Source organism: Streptomyces sp. NRRL WC-3549 (genome assembly GCF_000721935.1).
Lineage (GTDB): Bacteria > Actinomycetota > Actinomycetes > Streptomycetales > Streptomycetaceae > Streptomyces.
In genome coordinates this window covers 86,227-87,112 of record NZ_KL585393.1, presented here as the reverse complement: position 1 = coordinate 87,112, position 886 = coordinate 86,227, and the positions used below count along the sequence as shown (strand labels likewise).

Annotated in this window: 2 protein-coding genes; both read left to right on the top strand. The window is 73.5% G+C overall.

Going from position 1 to position 886, the window contains the following annotated elements; translation table 11 throughout:
- The coding region (locus IH13_RS0110290) for a peptidoglycan recognition protein family protein (protein WP_031083108.1) at positions 1-267 on the top strand (267 nt) is incomplete at its 5' end.
- Positions 268-332: 65 nt separating this feature from the next.
- On the top strand, positions 333-886 hold a 554-nt coding region (locus IH13_RS0110285; protein ID WP_031083106.1), incomplete at its 3' end, for a 1-aminocyclopropane-1-carboxylate deaminase/D-cysteine desulfhydrase.

Below are 886 nucleotides of genomic sequence, written 5' to 3'. Positions count from 1 at the left end.
AAGCGGCTCCCGGCCGTCGACGGGTCGGTGTCGGACGGGAACCGGCATTTCTACGGTTTCGAGTGCGAGAACCTCGGCGACGGGAAGGACCCGTGGCCCGACGCCCAGCTGGAGGCGGTGGAGAGGGCCGCGGCCGCCGTCTGCCGCTTCCACCGCTGGAAGGCCTCCTCGGTGATCGGGCACCTGGAGTGGCAGCCCGGGAAGACCGATCCGCGCGGATTCTCGATGGACGGGATGCGCAGCCGCGTCGGCAAACGCCTCGGATAGTTCCGCGCTCACGCCCGCGGAACCGCGGCTGGCCTCCGCACACACGTGCGGAAGACAATGCACGCATGCACCACGAAGCGCTCGACCTCTCCCGGCTGCGGCCCGCCCTGCCCTCACCCCTGGAGCCGGCCGAGGACGAGCGCTTCGCCCGGCACTCGGTGACGCTGCTGCTCAAGCGCGACGACCTGATCCACCCCGACCTGCCGGGCAACAAGTGGCGCAAGCTCGCCCCCAATCTGCGGGCCGCCGCCGGCCGCACCGTGCTGACCTTCGGCGGGGCCTACTCCAACCACCTGCGCGCCACCGCCGCCGCCGGGCGGCTGCTCGGCTTCCCCACGGTCGGAGTCGTCCGCGGCGACGAGCTCGCCCACCGCCCGCTGAACCCCTCGCTGGCGCGGTGCGCCGCCGACGGCATGCGGCTGCACTTCGTGGACCGCGCCACCTACCGCGCCAAGACCTCCCCCGAGGTCCTGGACAGCCTGCTGAGCCTCTTCGGGGAGTGCGTGGTGGTCCCGGAGGGCGGCAGCAACGCACGTGCCGTACAGGGCTGTGCGGAGCTCGGCCGCGAGCTGCGCCGGCCCTCCGGGACGGTCGCGGTGGCCTGCGGCACCGGCGGCAC